At 46.3% G+C, this 23,424-nt stretch carries 14 protein-coding genes and 1 other RNA gene; 2 read left to right on the forward strand and 13 right to left on the reverse strand.

Annotated elements, in window-relative coordinates:
* Positions 1–136: 136 nt before the first annotated feature.
* From ffs to N596_RS06420, 3 genes are all read right to left on the reverse strand, one after another.
* Positions 137–232: signal recognition particle sRNA small type (gene ffs, locus N596_RS09750), an RNA gene on the reverse strand.
* A gap of 38 nt (positions 233–270) precedes the next feature.
* Entirely contained in the window at positions 271–783 is a 513-nt protein-coding gene (gene tadA / locus N596_RS06415) for a tRNA adenosine(34) deaminase TadA (RefSeq protein ID WP_023027348.1), read from the reverse strand.
* A gap of 221 nt (positions 784–1,004) precedes the next feature.
* Complete coding sequence (locus tag N596_RS06420; RefSeq protein ID WP_023024632.1) at positions 1,005–2,297, reverse strand: adenylosuccinate synthase; 1,293 nt, start codon at positions 2,295–2,297, stop codon at positions 1,005–1,007.
* 375 nt (positions 2,298–2,672) lie between these two features.
* Here N596_RS06420 and hslO point away from each other — a divergent pair, with 375 nt between their 5' ends.
* Both hslO and dusB read left to right on the forward strand, forming a co-directional pair.
* A complete protein-coding gene (gene hslO, locus N596_RS06425; RefSeq protein WP_023027349.1) occupies positions 2,673–3,545 on the forward strand; it encodes an Hsp33 family molecular chaperone HslO in 873 nt (290 codons plus the stop codon).
* Complete coding sequence (dusB, locus tag N596_RS06430) at positions 3,532–4,512, forward strand: tRNA dihydrouridine synthase DusB (protein ID WP_006595451.1); 981 nt, start codon at positions 3,532–3,534, stop codon at positions 4,510–4,512. Before hslO ends, dusB begins: the two co-directional genes overlap by 14 nt.
* Positions 4,513–4,701: 189 nt before the next feature.
* On the opposite strand, the gene N596_RS06435 is transcribed toward dusB, so the two are convergent.
* From N596_RS06435 to N596_RS06480, 10 genes are all read right to left on the reverse strand, one after another.
* Positions 4,702–5,499: an NUDIX domain-containing protein gene (locus tag N596_RS06435; RefSeq protein ID WP_023027350.1), complete on the reverse strand. Its 798-nt coding sequence runs from the start codon at positions 5,497–5,499 to the stop codon at positions 4,702–4,704.
* The gene (gene pnuC / locus N596_RS06440; RefSeq protein WP_023027351.1) at positions 5,500–6,282 is read right to left on the reverse strand and encodes a nicotinamide riboside transporter PnuC; all 783 of its coding nucleotides are present in this window, start codon (positions 6,280–6,282) and stop codon (positions 5,500–5,502) included. It lies immediately after the preceding gene.
* A gap of 12 nt (positions 6,283–6,294) precedes the next feature.
* On the reverse strand, positions 6,295–7,353 hold the full coding sequence (locus N596_RS06445) for an AAA family ATPase (protein WP_023027352.1): 1,059 nt from the start codon (positions 7,351–7,353) through the stop codon (positions 6,295–6,297).
* Positions 7,354–7,551: 198 nt separating this feature from the next.
* Entirely contained in the window at positions 7,552–8,286 is a 735-nt protein-coding gene (locus tag N596_RS06450; RefSeq protein ID WP_023024639.1) for a hypothetical protein, read from the reverse strand.
* 162 nt (positions 8,287–8,448) lie between these two features.
* Positions 8,449–8,853, reverse strand: a complete 405-nt coding sequence (locus N596_RS06455; protein ID WP_023024640.1) for a DUF4430 domain-containing protein — start codon at positions 8,851–8,853, stop codon at positions 8,449–8,451.
* A complete protein-coding gene (locus tag N596_RS06460; protein WP_023027354.1) occupies positions 8,834–9,322 on the reverse strand; it encodes an ECF transporter S component in 489 nt (162 codons plus the stop codon). Before N596_RS06460 ends, N596_RS06455 begins: the two co-directional genes overlap by 20 nt.
* Before the next feature lie 11 nt (positions 9,323–9,333).
* Entirely contained in the window at positions 9,334–11,763 is a 2,430-nt protein-coding gene (locus tag N596_RS06465) for an ATP-dependent Clp protease ATP-binding subunit (RefSeq protein ID WP_023027355.1), read from the reverse strand.
* A 7-nt stretch (positions 11,764–11,770) separates the two neighbouring features.
* Positions 11,771–12,229: a CtsR family transcriptional regulator gene (locus N596_RS06470; protein WP_042361280.1), complete on the reverse strand. Its 459-nt coding sequence runs from the start codon at positions 12,227–12,229 to the stop codon at positions 11,771–11,773.
* Positions 12,230–12,458: 229 nt separating this feature from the next.
* Positions 12,459–16,169 carry an alpha-L-fucosidase gene (locus N596_RS06475; protein ID WP_042361282.1) on the reverse strand — a complete coding sequence of 1,237 codons (3,711 nt, stop codon included), beginning with the start codon at positions 16,167–16,169 and terminating at the stop codon, positions 12,459–12,461.
* Positions 16,170–16,275: 106 nt separating this feature from the next.
* Positions 16,276–23,100 carry an Ig-like domain-containing protein gene (locus tag N596_RS06480; RefSeq protein ID WP_023027358.1) on the reverse strand — a complete coding sequence of 2,275 codons (6,825 nt, stop codon included), beginning with the start codon at positions 23,098–23,100 and terminating at the stop codon, positions 16,276–16,278.
* Positions 23,101–23,424: the final 324 nt, after the last annotated feature.

Raw genomic sequence — 23,424 nt, forward strand, 5'->3', positions numbered from 1 at the left:
ATTGAGAAGAACAATTTTGATTGACAAGAAAACAAATATGCTTCTTAAGATTGGATGTCAGCTGAATTCATTTCAGGTCCGTTCAAACTAGATTCGCTGCTCCAATATTCATCTGCACCTTTTAGGCTTGACTCATCAAGAGCAATAGAAAAGAGCACACAGTTCACTTCGCTTAGGGCTGCTGGATTCCTCCCCTGACCCGCTTCACGCAGAACTGTTGCTCCGATAGGTATTATATCATAATTTGTTCGATTTGCAAAGGTCCGGTTTTTATTCTTGTGTTTCGGCCTTGGCTGCGAGTTTGGCTTGTTTTTTTCGTTCTCGACCTTGGCGAAAAAAGGTCTGCATGATGGCTGCACATTCTGCTTCCAAGATTCCTGTTTCTACTTCGACTCGGTGATTGAGACGTTCATCTGTCAAAATGTCGTAGAGACTCCCTGCTCCACCGAACTTCTGATTGGTCGCCCCGTAAATCACCTGGGGAATCCGAGCTAGACCAATGGCACCACTACACATGACACAGGGCTCAATCGTGACAAAAAGCGTCGTATCCAGCAGGCGCCAGCTATTTTCACGCTGATTGGCCTCCTCGATCGCCATGATTTCCGCATGCATGACCGCCCGCTGCAATTCCTCCCGCGCATTGTGGCCACGCCCAATAATCTCACCGTCTTTGACGATGACACAGCCGATGGGGATTTCCTCATGGGCCAAGGCGATTTCCGCCTCTTTTAAAGCCTCTCGCATAAAGGCCTCTTTCTCTTCTAGGGTATAGTCTCTCACTAATAACTCTCACTTACTTTTTATGTTCATGTTCTATTATATGATGAAGCCACAAAAAAAGCCACCAATGGGTGACTTCTTATAGGGAGATATTATGAAAAAAAGTTTGGATTCTAAACAAAGTTAGGAGGTCTTTGTTTATGGTCTTAGTATAGACCACGTGTCTTAAAGTAAGCTTAAGAAGTAAAAAAGTTGAGAGAGTTCTCCCAACTTTCTTTTGTTTATTTACTTGACCAGACACTTTCAAGGATATTGGTTTGGTCACGATCTGGTCCGACTGAGAAGGTTGAAATGCGCACGCCAACCAATTCACCGATCCGGCGAACATAGTTGCGGGCATTTTCTGGAAGCTCATCCAAGTGGCGGACACCCGTGATGTCTTCTGACCAACCTGGCAATTCTTCATAGATTGGTTTGCAACGTTTGAGTTGCTCCAAGCTTGCTGGGTAGTAGTCGATGCGTTCCCCATCCAAGTCGTAGGCTACACAGATTTTTACCGTGTCCAAGCCTGACAAAACGTCGATGGAGTTGAGGGATAGGTTGGTAATTCCTGACACACGACGGCTATGGCGCATGACAACTGAGTCAAACCAACCAACACGACGAGGACGACCGGTAGTTGTCCCATACTCATGGCCAACTTCACGAATCCGATCACCTACTTCATCGAAGAGCTCTGTAGGGAATGGACCATCACCGACACGGCTGGTATAGGCTTTACATACACCGACAACCTTATCGATCTTGCTTGGGCCAACTCCTGATCCGATAGTCACCCCACCAGCGACTGGGTTTGAAGAGGTTACAAATGGATAGGTTCCTTGGTCAATATCCAACATCACCCCTTGGGCTCCTTCAAAGAGCACGCGCTTGCCGTTATCCAAAGCATCGTTCAAAATCACGGAAGTATCGGTTACATATTGTTTGATTTGTTGACCATATTCATAGTATTCTTCAAAGATATCGTCAAAAGAAAGAGCTTCTGCATCATAGAGCTTGGTAAATTGACGGTTCTTTTCTTCCAAGTTGATGCGAAGGCGTTCCGCAAAGACCTCGCGATCCAAGAGATCCGCGATCCGGATTCCCACACGCGCAGCCTTGTCCATATAGGCTGGTCCAATCCCTTTGATGGTGGTTCCGATTTTGTTTTCGCCTTTAGACTCTTCTTGGAGACGGTCTAATTCAATGTGGTAAGGAAGGATGACATGGGCACGATCAGAAATGCGAAGGCTGTCTGTGGATACCCCTTCTTCATGGAGATAAGCCAACTCTTTGACCAATGATTTAGGATTGATCACAACCCCATTCCCAATGACAGAAATCTTTTCAGGGAAGAAGATACCTGAAGGAATCAAGTGCAACTTGAATTTTTTGCCGTCGATCACGATGGTGTGACCGGCATTGTCCCCACCTTGGTAGCGAGCAATGACTTCTGCATTGGCTGATAGGAAGTCTGTAATCTTCCCTTTTCCTTCATCTCCCCACTGGGTTCCTACAACAACTACTGATGTCATAATTCTTTTTCATATACCATAGATAGTTCCCTATCTATGCCTTTCTTCAAACTAGGGGCAGGAGTCTCACCTGCAAGTTTGTCTTACACCCTATTATAAGAAATTTCCTCTTTTTTTTCAAGGTCAGCTATTTCTTTGCTTGGTTTTTTACCCTTAAAAGTTGTCTCTCATTTTCTAAACATCCATCTTTTGGCCTTCATATCCCAGCTTATACAATGATCGTTCGTCTTTTACCTTCTTTTCTCCCTAAATTAGATCTTATTCTTTTCAGTTTTTAAGCAAGGTTCTCCTCAGAAAGATTTTTTCCCTTTCAAGTCTAAATAAATCAAGTTACTCCCTTCACCTCTTTTCTTTTTTTATGCTAAAATAGAAGCTATGGACAAAATTATTAAAACTATCTCAGAAAGTGGCTCCTTCCGTGCCTTTGTACTTGACAGTACAGAGACCGTGCGAGCAGCCCAAGAACACCATCAGACACAAGCAAGCTCAACAGTGGCCCTCGGTCGGACCCTCATCGCTAGCCAAATTTTAGCGGCCAATGAAAAGGGAAATACCAAGATTACGGTGAAAATCCTAGGTACTAGCTCACTGGGGGCTATTATCACTGTGGCAGATACTCAAGGAAACGTCAAAGGCTACGTTCAAAATCCTGGTGTGGATATCAAGAAAACAGCGACTGGTGAAGTTGTGGTCGGACCATTCGTCGGAAATGGGGAATTCTTAGTCATCACCGACTATGGCACAGGCAATCCTTACCACTCCATGACGCCCCTGGTCACTGGCGAAATCGGTGAAGACCTGGCTTATTATTTGACTGAAAGCCAACAAACGCCATCTGCAGTGGGGCTCAATGTTCTACTCGACGAAGAAGACAAGGTCAAGGTTGCTGGTGGTTTCTTGGTGCAGGTCTTGCCAAATGCCAAGGAAGAAGAAATTGCCCGCTTTGAAAAACGTATCCAAGAAATGCCGGCCATTTCTACCCTTTTAGCGTCTGACGACCATATTGAAGCTCTTCTTGCTGCCATCTATGGCGAAGATCCCTACAAACGTCTCTCTGAAGAAGAACTTCGTTTCCAATGCGACTGTAGCAAGGAACGTTTCATGGATGCCTTGGCTAGCTTACCCGCCAAAGACCTTCAAGAAATGAAGGACGAAGACCAGGGAGCGGAAATTGTTTGCCAATTCTGTCAGACAGCTTATCACTTTGACGAAAACGACTTGGAGGAACTCATTCGTGACAAATCTTAATACACCTTTTATGATTGGGAACGTCGAGATCCCAAACCGGACGGTCCTAGCACCTATGGCCGGTGTGACCAACTCCGCTTTCCGGACGATTGCTAAAGAACTGGGAGCAGGGCTTGTAGTCATGGAAATGGTCTCTGATAAAGGAATCCAATACAACAACGAAAAGACACTGCATATGCTCCATATCGATGAAGGAGAAAATCCTGTATCGATCCAACTTTTCGGGAGTGACGAAGATAGCCTGGCACGCGCAGCAGAATTTATCCAAGAAAATACCAAGACCGATATCGTGGATATCAACATGGGCTGCCCAGTGAATAAAATCGTGAAAAACGAGGCGGGGGCTATGTGGCTCAAGGATCCTGATAAGATTTACTCCATTATCAACAAGGTTCAATCCGTCCTTGATATCCCTCTCACTGTCAAAATGCGGACAGGTTGGTCGGATCCTTCCCTAGCAGTGGAGAATGCCCTCGCAGCTGAAGCTGCAGGTGTCTCTGCCCTGGCTATGCACGGACGGACCCGGGAACAAATGTACACTGGTCACGCTGACCTTGAGACCCTTCACAAGGTTGCGCAAGCTCTGACCAAGATTCCATTTATTGCAAATGGAGACATCCGGACAGTTCAAGACGCCAAACAACGCATCGAAGAAGTTGGTGCTGATGCGGTCATGATTGGCCGTGCCGCTATGGGCAATCCTTACCTCTTCAACCAAATCAATCACTACTTTGAAACAGGAGAAATCCTGCCTGATTTGACCTTTGAAGACAAGATGAAGATTGCTTATGAGCACTTGAAGCGCTTGATCAATCTCAAGGGTGAGCACATTGCCGTCCGCGAATTCCGTGGCTTAGCCCCTCACTACCTCCGTGGTACCTCAGGTGCTGCCAAACTACGCGGAGCAATCTCGCAGGCTAGCACCCTAGCAGAGATTGAAGAACTTCTTCAATTAGAAAAAGCTTAATGACAAAGAGGCTAGGACAAAAGTCCTAGCCTCTTAATTGTCTTTGGATTGTCGAGCAAGACGCAGTGGTTGAGTGGGCTCTACTACGCTGATTTCATCAGCTTTTACAGCCCTACTCAACTGTGCGGAGGTGGGACGACGAAATCGAATTCTAACGAATGACCGATTTCTGTCCCACTCTCTTGTATGTTATTGGTCCTTTTGGCCTTCGCTTTCTTTCCAGCGATAGGTCTTGCGTGGTTTTTTCTTAGGTACCCGCTTGACTCCTACTTCTTCCACATAGGAACCGTAGGTGACAAGGAAATTATTGGTCAAAATTTCTTTATCTGGATGGATCAGGTTCACCAACTCCGTCGCCTCGTATACGGTGAAAGGTTCTTCTAGGAGATGGAGGAAGGTTGGATTCCAAGCCAAACGCCCTTGGATCCGCTTGATGGATTCTTGGACAATCTCATAGTGGTCAAAGGCAAAATCTTCAGCAGTCAAGACACGGCCATCTAGGGAACACTCCCCTTGTTTGAAGTCCACATCGAGGAAAAGAACCTCTTTGGCATCATCCCCAGCTCGGACCAAATTGACGGCCTCCGCAGGCAAGTAGACCAGGTGGGCAATGGTGATGACCCAGCCCCGTGGATCCCGTCCAGGAGTCGAAACGGTCATTAACTGCTCGACTTTTTGAGGGGTCAACTCTAGTCCAACTTCTTCCTGGACCTCACGGATACAAGCCTGAATAGCATCTTCATGCTTTTGCAAGAATCCTCCAACCAAGGCTACCCGATGCTGACAAGGATGCGTTTTGCGGCGAATCACCAAGAGTTTCAAGCGCCCCTCCACAAAGCAGTAGGCCACCATATCAGCAGTTACGCTCGGATTTTCATAGGTAGGGTGATCCTGTTCCTTATACCAACGGAGAAATTCTTCCTCGCTGACGACCCTTTCGTAGTATTCCTTTTCGTTCATTCCTTCCGGAATGCTTGTTGCTGTCATTTAAGCAACCTCCTTTTTCACTGCTTTACTCCACTGATACCAACCGACAAGACTGTTAAGGGTATAGACCCAGTACATGCCTTGAATATGGATGCTCTTTCCCCACCAGAGGTAAATACTGAAGAGGTTGGTCGCAATCCAGAAAATCCATTGTTCGCGATAGAGACCAGTCATCAGAAGCTGTCCGACACCATTGGTCGCATCTGTTATACTATCACGGAAAGGCCGAGCACTGTGGATGCTTTTATAGGCGTAGCCCATCCCGATCCAAATCAGAGCTGTTAGGGCCAAGTACTTGATCCATTCCACTAGCGTTAATTTCTTGGCCTCAAAGTGAGATTCTTCCGCTTCCCCCTGATCATTGATCCGATTCGACAACCAGACATAGAGACCAATTGGCTGCATAACGAAGAAATACAAGGTCGTCAAGACTTCTCCATAGAAGTTTTTGTTCAAGGCTAGGATGAGATAAATCGCTGAGTTTACTGCTCCAAAGAGATAGTTACTAGCCCTACCCTCTGCTACTAGTATAACACAAACTATTCCTGTCCAGGATGCAAAGAGCCCCAACCAATCATGACTCGCTTCCTGATTGGTAAATTCTAAGATAAAGGGCACGCTGGACAAAGCAAGCAAATAGAGCCATTGTGTCAATGTGCGGCCAGCGAACAGGTCTTTCCAAAGGAGTTTCATAATTCCTATAAAGCCACGCTTACCAGCTTCTCGATGGACATTTTTTAAATGTTCCCCAAATGTTTGAATTTTTTCTTGTAATCGTTTCATGTTGCTTCTCCTTTAATCAGCTTGATAAATCGTATCGATGACACGCTTTGCTTCTTCGTAATTCCCCAAGTAGTCCTGCCCGAGATAGGCTGTAGGAATATCTGCGAGATATTGGTGGCGGAGGTGATCCAGGTGATTTGAAAAACTGTTGCGAATTTCGTCATCTGCCATGGTCATATCACGGAAGCCATCATTGACATAGGATCCAATGGGTTGGACAAATAAGATCAGATCCCATTTTTCCTTAGCGAGGATACTAACGAATAAGTTATCAAAGGTATCCGTCATACTGGTCTCTTGGCCTTCTACTTCCATATAGTAGTCGTAATAGCCCTTGGTCACCAGCGAATTCGTATCCGCAATGACCAGGCCTCGATTGGCACTACTGTCGATTAATTTTGAGGTTTGATCGTATTGTCCAAGTAGGAGATAATAATAGTCCTTGGGGGTCAGCTCATCATCCCGTACATTGTTTCTGATCTGGTACTCCCGGGCATATTCTAAGCTCACTGGCGCATCATAGAAGCGGGCCAAATCTTTTGCCAAGGTCGTCTTCCCGTTACTAGCACTCCCCATAATGAGGACCTTTTTCGTAAACTGACGACGGAAGGGTTGCGCAATGTATTTCCAATACTTGCTGGGATTTTCCCGGATGAGGGTCCCTGAGATCCCAAACTGACGCTCCTGTAGGTGCGCTTGAAAGCCTCTCGCTTCAAGCTCCTCTTGGTAAGCTTTCTCTCCAACGAAGAAGATAAGCTCCTCTCTCTCAGCATCATATTGAATGGTTTCTAAGGCTGTTTTCAACCAAGGCTCCCATCCTAAGGGATAGCGAGGAAGTTCTGTCTCGTCTAATTTATAAATTTGGGTGAGTTCATCATTTGAAAAACCTTCTCGAATATAGCGAAAACGTTTCTGCAAAGGAAGGCCAACTTCTTCTCCTCGGTCACCTTTGTAACCAGAGACAATCACACAAACGCGGTCGCATTGGCGTTTTGCCCGTTGAATTAAATCAATATGACCTTGATGAAGGGGGGCAAACGTTCCAAATACTACTGCCACTTTTTCTTTCATCTAACTGGCTCCTTTATCATAATGTCAAAACATGTTTTGCTTATGATTTTATTATAAACTATAATTTCAATCTGTCAATACTTTTTATAAAAAATATATTTTATAAAACAAAATTAAAAAGATTCAACTCTGTATGTTATTATACAGAATTGAATCTCTGATTTCAATCATTTTTTTAATTTTCTCAGTGGCGAGCCATTATTCCCGAACCAAGGCATGCGCATGGCCATTTTCTGTCACTTGAACACTTGCCACTTGACCATCTTGACCGACAACTATATCCAGGCTAGCTGCAGATCCATCTTGGGTGGAAATCAAGCCAGCATGGTAATGACCTTGATCCAAGTTGTATTCATAGCTTCCAATTGTATAGCCCACTGCATCGCCACCAGGAGTTTGAATGGTTACTTGTCCACCTTGTCCGATGCTTACGCCTGTATCTCGACCGTCGGTCCAACTACCTGCTGCTCCTGAATAATCCCCTGAGGCATAACTCAAGACACCTTTATAGCGTGGGTTCTCTGTCTTAGAGGCTTGTTCTTTGGCAGTCGTGCGACCTTCTTCCAAGCTAGGACGTTTTTGTTTTTCTGGTGCTGAGTTCACTGCTGGTTTTGTTTCTTTGGAAGGAGTTGGAACCAGGCCTTGACTGGCTTCTGGAACTCTTGGTGTCACTGGAGTTGATGGATTTTCTTGGCTCGCTTGTGTTTCGCTCGAAGCCATGGCAGGTGATTGTGCAACTTCTGTGCTTTGTGTGGTTTTGCTTGCGGTCTTTTTCTCTTCTTTTTTACTAGTAGAGCTTTGTTTCACTTGCGCAATTTTACTAGTTGAAGATGGACTGGTTTCCTTTTTCTTTTCTGATCCACATCCGCTTAAGAGAAGAGCAGCTGTTAGAGCAAGGGTAAATAGACTAAAGAAGGTTCCTTTCATTTTCATGGCAATACCTCTCTTTTGTAACATTTGTTACATTTTGTAATATAATTGTAACATTCATCTATAGGGAAGTCAAGAGGATTTGCAAGTCTTATAAAAAATAGAAACTAGTTTCAAAAAAAGAGTGAACAAATGGAGCCCTACTCCAAGCATTCACTCTTTTTCTTATTGATAAACTTCTTGATAAAATTCGATAGTATCTCCATCTTGGACAGTTGTTTCTGCTGCCCCTTTTGGTGCCATCTCTCCATTGATCTTGTACATCCAATAGAGTCCCTTGCTTTCGTCCTGGGCTACGCCATCGATCGAGGTGATGAGGCCACTCTTCTCCTCAATCTTGTAGTTAGCTTTCAGGACTTCCATCAGGTTGGCTTTTTCAGCAACCTTCAAGGTCTTGCTTTGAGCTTCTTGCCCTTCAGGGGCGATACTGACCGTAATGGTAATTTGTTTTTCTTTCGCTACTTGTGAGCTAGAAGCTGAGCTTTCCGTAGTCGATGATTTGCTTTGTCCGCAACTGACCAATACAAGAGCTGCTAGGACAGCAAAGAAACTATAAAGTGTTTTTTTCATGATACAATCTCCTAAATACTACATAAAGTAGAGGGTAAAAACAGGCGGTGGAAAGGGCGTGGGCCAAGTTAAAGCTAAAGCCATTCACCAGAGCATAGGTCCACCAAGGCATGTGGTAGAGAACAGCATAAAGACTGTCAATCAGCACCCCGTAGAGAAAGGATAAGGTGCCGACCACTAGAGTCTGAACTTGCAAAGACAGATGGCGGTAAAGCCCCCGCCAAAGAGTCAAGAGGAGGCCAAAGGCCAGTATCTGAGCGAGCACCACTGGGCTCATCCCCAAGAGAAAAGCCGAGGTAAACATGGTGACCGCCATCACCAAACAGGCAAATTGCCAGTCTTCAAATAGCACCAGTAAAAAGAAAATGGCACTAATGGGTTGGACATTGGGCAAGAAGGCAAAGGCTTGTCTCAGCACCACACAGAGGGCTGCTAAGAGGGTGATTCGGGTCAAGCGTTTGAGAGGCACTGCATATCCTCCTAGTCAATCGTGAAGTTAAGCCGACCAGACTTAACACCTACCTTGAGGGTTTGCCCTTCAGCCACTTCTCCTCTCAAGAGGATCTCTGCCAAGTAGTCTTCCACCTGGGTCTGGATGGTTCGGCGCAAAGGACGTGCTCCCATCTCTGGATCATATCCGTGAGTCGCCAGCCATTTAAGAGCAGACGCTTGGAATTTCAGAGTAATGCCTTTCTCTGCTAGAGATTGAACCAGCGGTTTCACCATAATCTTGACAATCTCATGCATTTGGTCACTGGTCAAGCTATGGAAGACAACCTTCTCATCAATCCGGTTGATAAACTCTGGTCGATAGGTCTTCTTCAACTCTTCAAAGATGCGTTTCTCCATATTGGCCTGGTCAAAGCGAATATCCTTAGCTCCAAAGCCAACCGTCTTATCATCTCGTAAAGCGGTAGCTCCCAAGTTTGAGGTCATGATAATAATGGTATTGGAGAAATCTACCTTGCGTCCCTTGCTGTCGGTCAAAACACCGTCATCCAAGACTTGCAAGAGAACGTTAAAGATATCCGGATGGGCTTTTTCCACCTCATCAAACAAGAGGACTGAATAAGGTTTGTTGCGGACTTTTTCCGTCAACTCACCACCTTCTTCATAACCAACGTAACCCGGAGGAGCTCCGTTGAGTCGACTAGCCGCAAATTTCTCCATGTATTCACTCATATCAAAGCGAATCAAAGCGGACTCATCATCAAAGAGGACCTCAGCAAGCGCCTTGGCTAGCTCGGTTTTCCCGACTCCTGTCGGACCGAGGAAGAGGAAGGAACCAATTGGTCGCTTGTGAGACCGGATTCCAGATTGATTGCGGCGAATCGCTCGACTGATACTTGAGACAGCCTGATCCTGACCGATCACGCACTTATGAAGTTCCGCTTCTAATTCAAGGTATTTCTTAGCCGCTGTTTGGGTTAGTTTCTCCACAGGAATGCCAGAAAGCTGACTGAGCGTCTTCAGAATATCCTCTTCCTTGACTTCTAACTGATAGCCTTTCGGACTGGCGTCTTCTTTTAGTAACTGAGCAACTTTTTTCCACTGTCCCTTGAGCAAGGCCTGATCGGCAGCTGTCAAATCGGACTGAAGGCCTGCTTGAGGCCCCTCGTTTTGCACGGTCGCTGCCGCCTCATCCAAAAGATCAATGGCTGAGTCTGGCAAGAGGCGACTGGTCAAATAACGATGGGCATAGACAACGGCTGTCTCAATGGTTGCATCCGTAATATGGACACGGTGGTGACGCTCATAGGTCTTCTTGAGCCCTTGCAAAATAGCGATGCTATCCGCAACAGACGGTTGCTCAATCAAAACCTTGGCAAAACGGCGTGACAGAGCGGCATCTTTTTCGATGTGTTTTTGGTATTCTTCTTGCGTAGTCGCTCCTACGGTCCGTAAGGTCCCGCGAGCCAAGGCAGGCTTCAAGATATTGGCCGCATCCAAGGTGGAGTCAATCCCTGATCCAGATCCCATAATGGTATGGAGCTCATCAATGAAGAGAATGACATGCCCATCTTCTTCAATATCATTGATGATGTTGTTCATCCGCTCTTCAAAATCCCCACGGAAACGAGTCCCTGCGACAACATTCATCAAGTCCAACTCTAAGACACGCATCTTAGCAAGTTCAGTTGGGACATCTCCACTGGCAATCCGTTGAGCCAAGCCCAAAGCCAGAGCAGTCTTTCCGACACCGGCATCTCCAACGAGGACTGGATTGTTTTTTGTTTTGCGGCTCAAAATCTGAATCATCCGCGAGATCTCTTGACCCCGGCCAATCACCGGTTCCAAACTGCCATTGCGAGCCATTTCTGTCAGATCTCGGGTATAATCTTCCAAACCACCACTAGTAGAGGCCGGCATGCCCATCATATTTCCCATGGTTTGACGATTTGGTTGCTGGGACCGATAGAGAGAACGGATAGCCTTGACAGCTTCCTTGTCCCAACCTGCTCGTTGTTCCAAACTCTTACGAAGCTCGACAATTTTAATGCCATCTTCCTGATCATCATAGCGGAAGCCAACATACTCCAATACTTGAGAAGCTAAGGTTCCTCGCTCTAGTAAGAGCGCCAAGAGGACATGCTCTGTCCCAAGACTTTTGGCATGGACTGCCTGGGCAATCTCTTGGGAACGGTTCATGATTTCTTCTACACGGAAAGAAAAAGGAAATACCTCATAGCGACCATCCCGTTGGTAGACTTGGCCCGTGATGTGCTCAGCTGCGTCTTGAAAATCATCAATCTGCATAGGATAGTCACTTAAGACGGAACCAGCTACACTATAGGGGTTATTTGCTAGGGCCACTAGGATATGCCAGGTATCTAGGGTTTGGGAATCAAAATGACCCGCCAAGATTTGAGCGGCTTCAATCGTTTCTAATAGGGCTTTTGAATAGTTCATAAGGAGATTACATTCCCTTTCTATCGACTTGTTGGATAATTTTTCGTAGGATATTGGATCGTAAGCGATGGGCTTCACTTCCCAAAACCTCGTCTGTTGTCATCACTGACAAGAGCTCTGCTTCTCTCTTTGTAAGGAGTTTTTCTTCAAATAGCATCTGGAGGATATCACAGAATACAGTCTGACTGATCTGTTCTCCAATGCTTGCGCCAAGCTCTGTTAGCATCTGGTGTTGGTCTGAAAATTGAATCTTGCCAATCCGGATATAACCTCCGCCTCCACGCTTGCTCTCTACGATGTAGCCTCGACTTTCGGTGAAGCGGGTCTTAATCACATAATTGATTTGACTAGGAACAACTTGGAAAACATCCGCTAATTCGCTTCTCTTGAGCTCAGCGATTCCTGCTTGAGCCAGTAGCAACTTGATATAGGCCTCGATGCTATCTGATGTATTTTTACTTGCCATGATGCTCCTTTCTGATGGTTTCATTCTAGATGGATTCTCTGTTCTTCAGAGGATAAAAAATGGTCTCATCATCCGTGATGTCATTATTGACCTTATCTGACTATTATACAATTTTTACGCCTGTAAATAAAGCAAAGACTACGTCCAGATGGAATCTGAATCCCCCTTACTGGTAGCCAGAAGAAACAAAAAAGAGGCTAGCGATTGCTAACCTCTTATAGAAGGAGCATTAGGATTTTCGACGAGCGAATTTTACTCTTCCGCCTAAGAAGCCTAAGCCGAAAAGTCCCATCCAGGCTAAGAAACTTGCCTTCTCTGATCCTGTCTGTGGCAGTTTACCTTCCGGTTGTAGAGAAGGGCTTTCAACCTCTTCTACTATTGGATGCTCGGCAGTCAAAACAGCAGTTACTTCTGGAATCGTCTCTTTCAGAAGAACCGGAGTTTCTTTCTCTTTTTTATCTTCTACTGTTGAATGATGTGCATGCACTTGCAAGTCTTTACTTGGAGTTACAGGTGTTATTGGAGTCGGTAGATCAGGTGTCACAGGATGTTTTTCTACCACTCCTGTTCCGACTTCTGTAATCTGGTCCTGGGCTTCCACTTCGACAAAGGCATCGACTTCTGTCCGAATTTCTTTGCCTTCTTCTTGTCGAACCTCGATCAACTTCAAGCGGCGTCCAACCTTCCCTGCTTGAAGGATCCGGCTTTCGCCCTTGGCCAAGTCCTTGCTTTCACGCGTTTGACTCTCAAATGGAATCTCCTCCGCTTCGATGAGAAGTTCTGGCTTTTCAAGAATCAAATCCCGAACACCTTCGTCTGGGCGTGTCTGCGTCAGCGGTTCATAATTATGAGCATCTTCTAAGATGGTCTCAAGGGCTTCCACTTGATTCGCTGCAGCAACCAAATCTGGTCGCTCTTGATTCAACAACTGAGTCAATTCCGTCAATTGCTCTTGAACAGTTGATTTGAGATTTGCTTTCAAGCGATCGAGAGAAGTAGCCTTGATTTTTTCTACTCCTTCTTTGATAACCTGTTGGAGCTCTTCTTGACCAAGCAACTGACTATCTTTTCCTGATAGGATAAAGCGGTCTACCTGAATGGCTCTAGATGACTGAGGATCATTGAGAGATGGATCCAAGTGCAGACGTAATTGGTGGTAGCCTTTTGCTAGACCTTGCAGATTGACCAAACTCTGGTCCAGTTTGCGTTGATCTCCATAGCCACTGAAGTAATGGTCGCCTTCAATCTCATAGTCATGACCACGCCCTTCTTCAAAGGCCATTTCTTTTCCATCTAGGGTGACGCTGTAGAGACCATGGCTTGGATCAACCACTCCTCGAACTTCCACACCAGTTCCCTTGAAGGTGATGGTCACCTCAATGTGTTTTTTTCCTTCTTCATCGGTTACTTGGTTGAAGCTAGACCAAGATTCCGTTCCATTTGAGAAGTCTCGATTGTCCGTCTCATGATTCCAGCCTTGGCTGTAGTGCAGTTTTGGATCTTGATCATCCACTTCTTTGCGATTTTCTGGAAGTAGGTCCTCGTTCATCACTTGGACTGTCAGTTCTGGAATAAAGCCGACCAGGCTGCCTTGATCCGGATGCAACAATTTGGCCTTAAAGTCATAGACATCGGTCGCTTTTCCTGCAAAATCAAGGGTTGGGACTTGGACTGTTTTTTCTGTCTCTCCATCTGCGAACTCAAGGGTGACATTGGTATCTTTGTAGACCTTGCCATGAACCCCTGTTCCTGGTTCTGTGATTAACTTAAGACTGGCACTTCCTTTAGAGCCACCTTTTCTTTTGACGACGATTTGCGCTGGCTCTCCTTTTTTAACAGCTAAGGTTGGCTGAGCAAACTCAAAGAGGCCTTTTTCTTGGTTATTGAGGGCATAAATCCCTTCCGTTGCGATAGCATCTCCCTTGCTATTGACCAAGGTCAAGGTATGGGAACCTGCTTTCAAATCTGGTGTTTCATAAACCTTTTGGCTGCGTTTGCGAGTTGGACTTTGGGTATTGACCGTCGCTAGTTTTTGCCCATCTACATAGACATCCATCTCCCCATGACCTGGGTCTACAGTTGCGACCACATAGGCCTTGGTCCCTTCGAATTGATAGGTTGCAGAAGCTCCCGCTTCCTTGGTCCACATAGAGGTACCTCGAACGCCTTCTCCCTCTTCATTCCATTGGCTATTGCCCCGGTCAGCAGTCCGGTCAGAATGATAGGTCAAACCAAGCGGATAGCCATCGGTTTCTTCGATGCTGGCTGGCGTCTTATAGACCGAGACACCGTTCAAGATTGGAGTGGCTTGGGCATCAGTAATTGACACTCGGAGGTAGCGACTATCAACTGGTTGCCCTTTGATCAAACGGCGGTATCCAACGGTTGACCCAGCTCCAAAAGGAACCCATTGGCCATTCACCGCTACATCGATGGTGAAACCGGAAATCCGTTGGCCTTTCTCGATGGTTTCTTTGAGCTCTACCACATCAAAGTGTTGCTCTTTCCCAAGATCGAGGACAAAAGAGCCGGTCTTGGCATCATCGGCAGGGGCCCAACTGGTCTTTTCATCGCCATCTGTCAAATGGCTAGCTGCGTAATGCGAATTGCGCCGTGTCGAATCAGCTTCTACCAAAGCTCCCGCCGCATAGTCCACGCTGTAGAGTTGATCCAAAGTCTGGCGGAATTCTTTCAAACGGGCCACATCGGCATCCGCAAATTTTCCATCTTGATTGGGTGGAATATTGAGCAAGAGTGGCGTTCCACGACCGACAGATTTGAAGTAAATGTCCATCAATTCACGCAGGGACTTAGGCTCTTGATTGTCATGGTAGAACCAGCCAGAGCGAATAGAAACATCCGCTTCCCCCACTGAGTATTGCTTCCCTTCCGGATCTCCATGGTTGAGATAGCTATTGGATGGATTGTTGCGAATCTTATCCGGATTGACCTTATGCCAAACTGGATCTCCAGCAATCCCCTTTTCATTTCCTATCCAACGAACATTGGTGGGCTCCGCTGAGAAGATAGCAATATCCCCTTGGGCTTTACGGATGGCGTCAAACCACTTATCGAAGGTATAGGTTACTTTTTGAGCCCCATCGCCACGCGCTCCATCCATCCAGACTTCAACAAATTTGCCTTTGTTTCCATATTTAGGATCTTCAAGGATTTCTTTGAGCTGGTTGAGATAGTATTCGTTGTATTGGTCCTCTGTATCCACATGGTAGAGCGGGCTGTGAGCATCCCAAGGGGAGAGGTAGACCCCCATATCCATGTCATACTTGCTAGCAGAAGCCGAAACTTCGGCTAGGATATCGCCTTTTCCTTCCTTCCAACCACTTTTGGCAATGGTATGGTCGGTGTATTTAGAAGGGTACAAGAGGAAACCATCGTGGTGCTTGACGACCATGATGGTCCGTTTGAAGCCAGCGTCTTTCAGGGTTTTGATCCATTGATCAGTATCCAGATGCTCTGGATAGAAATAATAAGGATCTTCTTGCCCATCCCCCCACTCACGATCGTAGTAGGTATTCATCCCAAAGTGGATGAAGGCTGCCAGTTCTTCGCGGTGGTATTGCATTTGGGCCTTGCTTGGAAGGGGACCGTAGTCTGCAATCTCAGGTTCCTCATCTGCAGTAGCTACTGGTTGGGTTGCTTCTGTCCCTTGGCTGACTGCTCGGTTTTCTTTCTCACTCGTTACGGGTGAGGAATGTTCTGATTCTTCTTGGTGCTCTTTCACAGCTTTTTCCTCCTCCCCTTGATGCTCGACATCACTTGTGTCGACTCGTTCTTCACGAGTCTCACTTCTCTCAGCTTGTTCCTCTGCATAACTGGTAGTGACTCCTAAAAAACAAGTCGCTACGACTACAGAGCAACCCCCTACTGATAGTTTGCGGATGCCAAATCGATTTCTCTTATCAAATAATCTTTTTCCCATATTCCATTCCTTTATGTCATCAGGTAAAGAGGGTGGAGACTTTCCCCATCCTCTTTCTGTTACCTGTGATCTTTTCACCGTATGTTTGCTGGTTTATCCAGCTTTTTTACTTGGCCTTATCGGCTCTTTTTTTCTTGTCATCCAGCACAGCACCGGCAAGTCCTGCTGCTAGAAGACCTGCAACGAGGCTTGCGACGCTTTCTTCTGTTCCCGTATTCGGTAAAGTCCCTTCGGAAACTGGAGCAGGCGAAACCGCTGGAGTTTGAGGTCCTTTCTCGACTTCCTTACCTGCCACTTCCGTCACTTCATGGTGCACTGCTTTTACCTCCATAGAGGACTGAGGAGTTCTTGCTTGCACTGGTCTTTCTGGCGCAAGAGGAACTCCCGGGTTTGGAAGTGGTTGTGGTTGTGGTTCTGGTTGCGGTTGTGGCTGTGGTTGTGCTTCTGGTTGTGCTTCTGGCTGCGGAGTCTCTGGCACCTCTTCTTTAGTACCCACCTCTGTAATTTCTGCCACTGGCTCTAGTTCTACAAAAGCATCGACTTCCTTACGAGATTCCACTCCATTTTCTTGAGAGACTTCCACCAGATGGAGCTTGCGTCCTGCTTGGCCTTCTTGCACAACCTTCTTCTCACCTTTCGGCAAGCTATCATTTGGACGTTCTTCACGCGCAAAATCAAGTTCCTCTGCCTCAATGATGAGTTCTGGCTTGGTATGGACCAAATTCTTCACACCTTCTTCAGGAATAGCTGAGCCTGTTGGTGCTTTTGCTAGGAGTGAGATTTGATATATTTTCTCTATCTTACCATCTTCTGATACAACCTTGACAAGGACAGGTGCATTAGAATCTTTAGCATCAACAACTGTAACGGCTGCTCCATTTTTACCTTGTGCTGAAACTATTGGACGTTCTCCCTCATACTCTAGATGATAATCCGTCACATCCGGATTGAACCCTTCCAACTCTTTGCCATTTACTTGGATAGAGACATCCGTCGTTGCATTAGGTTCTTCAGTTGGAGCATAGGCACTCAATTCAACGATTCCAATTCCTTTTAGATTTTCATCACGGACCATTCTTAAACGGATGGCTTTGGTTCTGGTTTCATTGAAGCTGAGGTTAGAGATATAACCAGGCTCAAAGGCATAATCCAAGCTATAAGGAATTTCTTCCCAGTTAGAGGCTTGGTTAAATGGATGTTCTGGAAGGTTTTTCAGATTGCCATAATCATCTGGAACATCAAAGTCTGGACCAATATAACGTTCAAGAACCGTCTTGGTTGGCAGGCCTGTTTCCTGATCTGCAAAGAAGTCGACCGCTACTTTATTGACTAAACGCTCTGTTACTTGACCATTTTTCTTGAAGATGAGACCGGCAAACACTTCTGTTTGATCTGGTTCTCTCTTCCAGTTGGTCCAACGATAGTACTCGTTGTAGCCACCATCATTGATGTAATCGATATAGTCGATTTGGTTTGGATCAAGATCATTGGTTTCACTGGCAAAGGCTCTGGTATCCTCTGCATTGTAGTCACGGTTCACAGAGAGGATTTCTCCCGTCTTTTCTGACACCCGGACGGTCAGCCGAGCTGTCAGATCATAGCCAAGGACTTTTCCTTCTATCGTGAAGCTGCCTTCATGAGAAAGTGCATCAGCTGGTACAGCTTGCCAGTCCACGGTCAGTTCTTTGCGATCATAGCCTGTATCCCCTTTGAAGTAGACGCCTACTGTAGATGGTAAAACTAGATTTTGACCGACTTTGACAAAACGGCGACCCGCTTCCACTGCTACTGGAGCAGATTGTTTCAGTTTTTCTGCATCGCTTGTGAGATGGAGGCGGTATTCTTGTAAGATGGTGCCATCTTCCGCTTTGTGGACGACACGGATTGGCTCACCTTCATGGACGCTTGGCACAACCGTTGCAAGGCCGTGATGGCTAGCTGTGGCTTCCACTTGTGGATAAGCCCGATCACGCGCATCTATGTAGTAATCTGTCACACTTGGGTTGACCCCTGGCAAAACCTCACCATTGACACGAATGGTCACTTGGCTCTTTTCTTCTGCCGCAACCTTATTGGCAAATACCTGAATCTCTGAAATAGAGCTTCCACGTTTGCCTTCTGGTGTCTTCATTCGGATCCGAACCGCATAAGTGTCGACTTTATCAAAACTAAAATGATTCATCTTGCCAGCTGCTACCGGTTCTTGAACGGTGAGGTTGCTGACTTCTTTCCAGTTAGCTGGGTTGTTAAATGGATGGTCTGTTTCGTCTTTGACGCGATTTGGATTGCTTGGTACTGTTGGGATTTGCTCACCCGCATAGTACTCGATCACATATTCACTCGGAGCCCCAACGCCGTGGTCTTCGTGGAAACCAACATGGAGGTTATCCACTGCACGCTTGGTCAAGATACCAGAATCCCCAAACAAGATACCAACAGAATCTTCCGCATTGTCACGGCCCCAGTTGGTCCAACGGTTGGCTGGAGCATCGGTAAAGGAGATGACCTTATCATTGACCTTAGCAACTGGATCCGCATCGTTTGAATCACTTGCAAAAGCGAGTGGCAAGACGGAACCTGTCCATTGTTCTGCTACATTAGCCCCTTTGACTGTGTTTGCGGAAACACGAATATGGAGACGGGTTGGAAGGTTGGTTCCTTCTACACGACCGGAGACAACAACTTCTCCTTCTTGGGCCAAGAGTTGCGGATCTACCGCATCCCAGGCTACCTTGGCAGCATAGGTCTTACCATTGGAGTGATAAGTCCGCACGCTTTCTGGAAGTGCTGGTTTTTCACCGACTGGAGTTGTGGTGCTGACTTCTTCTACAGCGATAATGCCTTCAACTGTGACTTGGGCTTGGGCTTCTTTTTCCACACCCTCTACCTGACCTGTGACAGTAAAGCTATGGTAATCCTTGACTTGATCTGCTGTTACGGCATCCCATGTCACGCGTTTTTCTTTCGGGAATCCCTTGTCATACTCAACCAACACTGTCTCTGGAAGAGCTGGCAAAACGTTTCGATCAGTGCTGATCCGTACAGGACGTACCTTGACAACTGTCTTTTCTTCTGGATTAGGCGTGATGGTAAAGGTTAATTCTCCTGTTTGTCCTTGGAAGCTAGCTTGTAAATGAACCAATCCTGCTTCCCGCAGTTCCAAACCTTTCTTGCTTGCGACCGCTTTTCCTTGACTACCGGCTGCTGTTACCACATCGATTTGATCCGCTTGGAGACTAGCCACACTGCCATCTTGGTAATGAGCTAGGACATCAAGCGTGACTGTTTGGTCTTCCTTGAGTTCTTGCCCTTCTGGCAGACGCAATTCTAAACGCTGGATCTGTGGACTTTCTTCCTGGAATTGCACAGCATAGGTCTGTACAGCTCCCGTATCCTTAGCAGTGACAAAGATTTGAGCTTTCAAACCATTTTCTCGATTGGCTTGTAAGACCGTCACTTGGGCATTTTCTGCACTCGCTGTGACCTGACCAGGCTCTTGACCATAAGCTAACGGACGGAAAATCGTATGGTTGCCACTACCAAATTTTGGAAGCGCTACTCCATCTAGCTCCACTGTTGGTTTCTTAGCCTTGCTGACTGTTCCACCTGCAACCACCAGAGTCGCTTGGACTGTTTCCCCATTGCTTAATAATCCTGTCGCCTTCAAGCGAGCACCTGGTGTAGACAATTGCTCCTCTTGACCGGCTTCCAAGGTCCATTGATCAACGTCATAACTAGCTGTTCGACCATCTGTAAAGACCAATTGCACAGCCTTATCCACAGTTGCTAGATCCGCTCCCTGCGGGATTTGTTTGATGACCGGAAGGACTTGTTCCACACCGATTACATCGACCAGTGCCTCGACCGTCCGTCCTTGAACACGACCTGTCACACGAACTTGCCCAGCACGACTAAAGTCTGCTGCATCCCATTCAACGGCTTCTTCTTGGGCCATGCCACCGTTATAGACGACAGATACGCGACTTGGAAGCTCAGGTACTTCACCTAAGTAAACTTGTGTCCGAACCGGTTCTACTCCCAAGATAGAGCGTTCTTCCTGGTCCTTCTTGCCTGTAAAGAGGCTGACTTGGTCTGATTGCAAGCGGTCTGAGTCAGCATAAAGAGTAAAGGATCCTGCTTGCTCAGTTGATTTGACAATGACCACCCCTTTGCCGTTAAAGGCCCGACGTTGCCATGAGCCATCTTCCTGTGCTTTGTAGCGTTCACGGCTGGCTTGTTCCCCGTTGTCGACGCCGACAATTTGGCCTTGTCCATGCAGATGGAAATGCACCAAATTATTGGCAGTTGGCACGACACGGCCTGCTTCATCAACGATTTCATAGGTAATATAAGTTAAATCTTTACCGTCTGCCGCAATGGCGTGCTCTTCTTTTAGCAGACGAACACCTGCTGGCTTCCCAGCTGTTTCGATCTGATCGCGGGCAATTACTTCCCCTGCTTCGTTGCGGGCAATGGCTTCCACTTTACCTGGTACATAAGAAACCAACCACTCTAGATAGAGTTCATCCGGATTTGCCCCTTCCTGATAGGTCCGGCCATCAGCTGTGGTTTTCTTAGTAAAGGTCTTCACCCCTTGTGATTCCCCATTGACAATCAATTCCACACTATGAGCATTGGAGAAGGTACGGACAGGAATCCGTCCTTCTTCATCCATGACACGATTGGCCAATTCTGGATTGTCCCAGTTCCAATGTGGCAAGAGATGGACCATTGGATGTTTCTCAGCTGACAACCATTGACTTTGGTAAAGATAAAAATCATTCTTTGGAAGTCCTGCAGTATCCACGATACCGAAATAAGAACTTTTCACAGGTGTATCATTTTGGTTGTGCCATGGTGTTGGCTCACCGATATAGTCTGTACCTGTCCAGATAAATTGACCCGCATAGCCGGCATGATCGCGGTCAAAGGTCCAAGAGGCTGTCGCTGTCCGACCCCAACCAACCCGGTCATTGCCGTAGTCTGATTGTTCATAATGGCGATCTTCTTGGTTGCTTCCTACCCATTCTCTTTCAGGGTGATAGTAAGAGCCCCGTGTCCGCGTTGCAGAGGAGGTTTCAGAACCGTAAATGAGCCAATTGGGATGTTTAGCTCGTAGGCTTTCGTAGTTGGCCTCTGAATAGTTAAATCCAACCGCATCGAGCTCTGCTGCCACCTTTTCATGGCCTCCTGAACCATCGCCAAAGCGGAATTTATCAGCCCCCATGGTGACATAGCGGGTTGCATCCACTTCCTTGATGGTCTTGACGAGACGACGAACAGTTGCGACAGACTTATCAGATCCATCTGCTTCACCGACTTCGTTACCGATGGACCACATCACAATAGAAGGATTGTTCTTGCCCCGCTCTACCATGGTCCGAAGGTCATAGTCAGACCACTTATCCCCTTTACGAGCTTCTGGATGGGTCGCATCCTTTTCGAAGAAACGGCCGTAATCGTATTGTTTCTTGCCACCATACCAGGTATCAAAAGCTTCTTCTTGGACCATCAAGCCCAATTCCGCTGCAATTTGCAGAGTTTGTTCACTCGCAGGGTTGTGGGTCGTCCGGATAGCATTGACTCCCATGTCCTTCATCTGTTTGAGACGGCGATATTCAGCCTTGTAATTTTCCTCGGCTCCAAGTGCCCCGTGGTCATGGTGAAGGGAAACACCGTGGAATTTCGTAGCCACTCCATTGAGGAAGAAGCCACCTTCTGGCGTCCAGTTCAGATAACGGTAGCCAAAACGTTCCTTTTGCACATCGACCAACTGCGAATCGCGATAGACCCTAGTATAGAGAGTATAGAGGGCTGGGTTATTGGTTTTGACATCCCAGAGGGTCGGTTTTTCAACATGAAGGGTATGAGACAGGTTGAGCTCTTGACCAGCCAAAACGGATTGCACTTCACTACGCACCTTTTCACTGACCACTTGACCATTTTGATCAACGATTTCGTATTCCGCATAAATACTATGGGCTTGATCATCTTGGTTGACAATACGACTCTTCACTAGAGTATCGACTGCCCCATTCTTTTGTTCTTCTAATTTTGGACTAGTGATGGTGGTCCCATACTTGGCCACATGAACCTTGTCTGTCACACTGAGTTTGACATCCCGATAGATCCCACTTCCTGAATACCAACGACTACTTGGTTGTTGGTTGACCACATGAACTGCGATGGTGTTTTCGCTTCCATCCGCATTTAAATAAGGGGTAATATCATAAGAAAAGGCATTGTAACCATTTGGATAATGACCAACCAATTGCCCGTTTACATAGACTTTGGAATCCATGTAAACTCCACCAAATTCCAAGCGCACCTTCTTATCGAGGTCCTTGTCGTCCAAACGGAAGGTCTTGCGATACCAAGCATCCCCACCGTTTAATTGTCCGCCTTCATTTTGAGCCGGAGAGTTGTGGTCGAAGTCAAAGAAGATCGACCAATCGTGAGGCAAATCTAATTTTTTCCAGTTTTTAACATCCACCTGGCGACCTTCTGCACCAGGAGCTGCATTTAATTTGAAATACCAGTCCTTGTTAAAGTCTCGTTCGCGATCTTGCACCATGTCCTCCGCTACTTGTTTTTGGTCCTTCGTAGCCTCTTCAGTAGCCCCAACAGAACGTTCACTTGTTTGAGGTTCTACCTGTGGCTGTTCTATTTCTCTCTCATTTCTTTCAGGAGTAATCACAGCAGGAGCCTCTATGGTTGTTGAAACTTTATCACTTGTCCCAACCTCTCCATTCGGTTGCTCTGACCTTTCTGTTGTGGCTGTCGTCTCCTCTTCCGTTACAGCTCTTCCTTCTTCTTCAGCTAAAACAGACGGAGCTCCAAAAAAAGATACACCGATTAATACAGAGCAAGCTCCAACCGCAAGCTTTCGAATACTAAATACACTGCGCTTTTCAAAAAAAGACTTTCCCATATTTAACCTCCTCTTGGGATTTTTACAATTGTAAGCGCTTTCTAAAATGCTTTTGCAAATAAAGAAACTCTACATTTTAACTATACCAAAAGTTGAGCCTTTAACAAGAGAACATGCAAAGAATATATAGTTTGTACTAAAAGAACTATACTTTGTCGAACAGATTCTTATAAGCATAAAATAGGAATGTAGGGATACTAAAGCTCTTTCAGATACGAGAAATGGATCAAGAAGATAGGGAGGACATCCATCATTCAGTATTAACGATCCCCCTCTATTTCTCCTGTTTGAAATAGTTGTCATTCCAGCGGAGATAAGGTAGAA

Source organism: Streptococcus ilei, from assembly GCF_000479335.1.
GTDB classification, from domain to species: domain Bacteria; phylum Bacillota; class Bacilli; order Lactobacillales; family Streptococcaceae; genus Streptococcus; species Streptococcus ilei.